We start from the raw sequence: 2648 nt of genomic DNA on the forward strand, positions 1-2648 counted from the left end.
ATGGGCGGATTGAACCTCGGCATTGGTGGGCTCGGTAACACGAGCCGCACCAAGCTCGGTCCATCGCTCGCGGGGCCGATGGCCACGATCTCTCAGACTGCCTACGGTCAGGAAAACTCCCCGACCTCCTCGGACAACGAGGGAGTCGAGGCGTGGCATCTGGCCGTAGCGGTGCCCGTAGCTGCACTCGCGTGGCTGGCGTTCCTGCGCTGGTCACTTCCAGGTTGATGAAAGGAAACATATGAAGAGGCACCCGTTCGCTACCGGCTTCGTTGTCGGGATCGCAACCGTGTGGGTTTACCACCACTTCGTCCCCGGCAAGGGCATCGGTCAGCCCGGCTCAGTCACCGGGAAGTAACGATGGTCGCCGTCAGCGGCGTCATCGTCTTCGCGGGATACCAACTGGTCGTCTACGGTTGGAGCCAACTGCAGGGTCAAAACGCCGGCTTCTTCGATCTCCTGTGGCCGGGACGCTACAAGGGCAGTAGCCCGGACAAGGCCGCTGATCCGACCTCGCCTGTGCCGAGCACGCCCTCTCAGTATCCTCTCTACCCCAGTGGGGCGGCGGGATCGACCACGATCCTGGGCAAGTGATGGGCGGGGTCTTCGCTGCCTGGCTGGTTGAGGTGGGGATCATCACCTGGCGCGACCTGACTGGCAAGGCCAAGAACCACACCGTTGCGGGGCTTCCCCTGCCGGCTGACTACCTGGCCACCTTCATCATCTTCGGTGCCCTGGGTCTCGTCCCTAAGGACAACGTAGGGGCCTCTCGAGCCGCCACACTGACCGCCTGGGCCTACGTCGTGGCCACCTACATGAACGTGGCTCCGGCCCTCGTGAACCCCACTGGCAAGACAGCCTCAACTTCTTCTAGTGTCACCACATCCACCCCCGGAGCGTCAACAACTTCGGCTAGTATTCCGTAGAAGGAAAGGATTTCACCATGCGAGTCTCAGGATTTTGGAGCGCTGTCGGGCTGATCGTGACCGGACTCATTGTGGCCGATCTCGTCCTTCACCCCGTTGGCACCAGCACCGCCTTTAACGGCGTGACCAGTCTCTCGAAGAACACTGGCAACCAGCTCATCGGAAAGGCTGCCTAATGGCCGTCGCCATCCGCCTGACCTCGCGGGGTATGCCCGGCCGCGCTGCGGCTGCGGCGTTCACTCTGGCCTCCACGCCCATCAGGGCCACGGGTGGCCTCAGCCACCGCGTCAAGGCCGTGTATGGAACCCAGGCCATTGCTACCCCAGGACCGAGCACCACGATGGCGATTCCCCCGGGACCTACCAGTGGAAACTCTCGAGCAGTTCCCGACATGTACCCCACGTTCTCGGTTGTGAAGTCCAGTCGTCCGCGTGTGCTTCCGGGCGCCGGCGCCATCCCCCACGGTGTCCCGGGAGAGACCTACACCATCGCTGAGAAGATCCCCGCTCTTGTGACTCCGAACGCCATCAAGGTTCGCACTGGCGGCGGTCGCGGCCGTGTCACCACTGCACCTAAGCCGACCTTCAACTGGGTCCGTCAGGGAGGCTAGTCATGGCCGAGGAAGAGCCGAAGGCACCTGCCAAAAAGAGCTCGGTTCTCTCGGGCAAGTTTCATGGCGTCCCCAAGCCGGTCATCGCGGTGGGCGGTGGTGTCGCCCTCTACCTCGTCTACAAGTGGTATCGCAACCGCTCCACCTCGAGCACTCCTACCACGGGGGCCTCTGCCGTCTCTCCGACTGACACCACGGGTCTAAGTTCTACGCCCACGGACACCGGCTCAGGCGGGGGATACGGTGGCTTTGGATCTGGCAGTGCCCTGGGGGGAGGCGGCGGGGCCATCGACCCTCTCACGGGGATGCCGTACCAGCCGGGCGTCGGCTCCCTTGCTCCTGCGACTCCGACAACCTCAACCACAGGATCTCCGGTGGGTACGACGATCGCCAACGGCGCAGTCGTGATGAACCCCGGAGGTGGCACCGACCAGGCCGCGGTCGATGCACTCGAGAAGGCCAAGGTCGCTCTCTCCAAGGCCCTTGCTTCGGGCAACGCCAAGGCCATCAAGAACGCCACTGACAATCTGCAGCGGGCCCAGGCCACCGTGGACGCCCGCAACGCTGCAGCCGTCTCCTCGGCCATCCCCGGAGGGGGACAGGTTGACCCCATCACCTACGCCACACAGGTAGCCCAGACTGCCTCGGGCGTGGGTAAGGGAAAGGCTACGGGTACCAGCGCCCTGGTGGGATCGAACGGCAATGCCGGCGCGGTGGCTCCCAAGACTCCGGGCGTGGTGATGAATGCCAAGGGCGGTAATGACCAGGCCGCGGTCAATGCTCTGAACGAGGCCAACGCCGCTCGCCAGCGGGCCATCAGGTCAGGAAATCAGACCGCTCTCAAGCGTGCCACTGCTAATGTCAAGAGGGCACAGGCTGTCGTGGCCTCGAGGAACAGGGCGGCTAAATAATGTACGTCTCACAGGATCGATTCGACCGTGGAAACCGCAATGACGAGCTCGAGACCACTCCTGTCCCTGGCGTCAGCCACACCGGAGCGGGGATGGTCGTCGTGGTGAAGTACCACCCTGAGAACGGCGTCAGCTACGAGCAGACCGAGCCGGTGGGTTCTAACTGGCACCGCTTCAAGCCCGCTCCCGCGGCGGATGGGC

General features: G+C 63.8%; 6 protein-coding genes. All 6 read left to right on the forward strand.

Features of this window, described 5'->3' with window-relative positions; all coding sequences use genetic code 11:
• Window positions 1-228: hypothetical protein (locus tag ACYC56_RS14795; protein WP_461374939.1), on the forward strand; the 228-nt coding region annotated here is incomplete at its 5' end.
• A gap of 132 nt (window positions 229-360) precedes the next feature.
• Window positions 361-594 (forward strand): hypothetical protein, encoded by a 234-nt coding sequence (locus tag ACYC56_RS14800; RefSeq protein WP_461374940.1) that lies wholly within the window; start codon window positions 361-363, stop codon window positions 592-594.
• Window positions 591-926, forward strand: coding sequence for a hypothetical protein (locus ACYC56_RS14805; RefSeq protein ID WP_461374941.1), 336 nt, complete (start codon window positions 591-593; stop codon window positions 924-926). Before ACYC56_RS14800 ends, ACYC56_RS14805 begins: the two co-directional genes overlap by 4 nt.
• A gap of 17 nt (window positions 927-943) precedes the next feature.
• Complete coding sequence (locus ACYC56_RS14810; protein ID WP_461374942.1) at window positions 944-1102, forward strand: hypothetical protein; 159 nt, start codon at window positions 944-946, stop codon at window positions 1100-1102.
• A gap of 436 nt (window positions 1103-1538) precedes the next feature.
• The gene (locus ACYC56_RS14815) at window positions 1539-2447 is read left to right on the forward strand and encodes a hypothetical protein (protein WP_461374943.1); all 909 of its coding nucleotides are present in this window, start codon (window positions 1539-1541) and stop codon (window positions 2445-2447) included.
• Window positions 2447-2648: hypothetical protein (locus ACYC56_RS14820; protein WP_461374944.1), on the forward strand; the 202-nt coding region annotated here is incomplete at its 3' end. The genes ACYC56_RS14815 and ACYC56_RS14820, both read left to right, overlap by 1 nt.

It is taken from the genome of Candidatus Aquicultor sp., from assembly GCF_054640775.1.

What these genes read in the sequence shown, in the direction of transcription:
- ACYC56_RS14810 (WP_461374942.1), top strand. Translation starts at nt 944, where the DNA reads ATGCGAGTCTCAGGATTTTGGAGCGCTGTCGGGCTGATCGTGACCGGA.
- ACYC56_RS14815 (WP_461374943.1), top strand. Translation starts at nt 1,539, where the DNA reads ATGGCCGAGGAAGAGCCGAAGGCACCTGCCAAAAAGAGCTCGGTTCTC.
- ACYC56_RS14800 (WP_461374940.1), top strand. Translation starts at nt 361, where the DNA reads ATGGTCGCCGTCAGCGGCGTCATCGTCTTCGCGGGATACCAACTGGTC.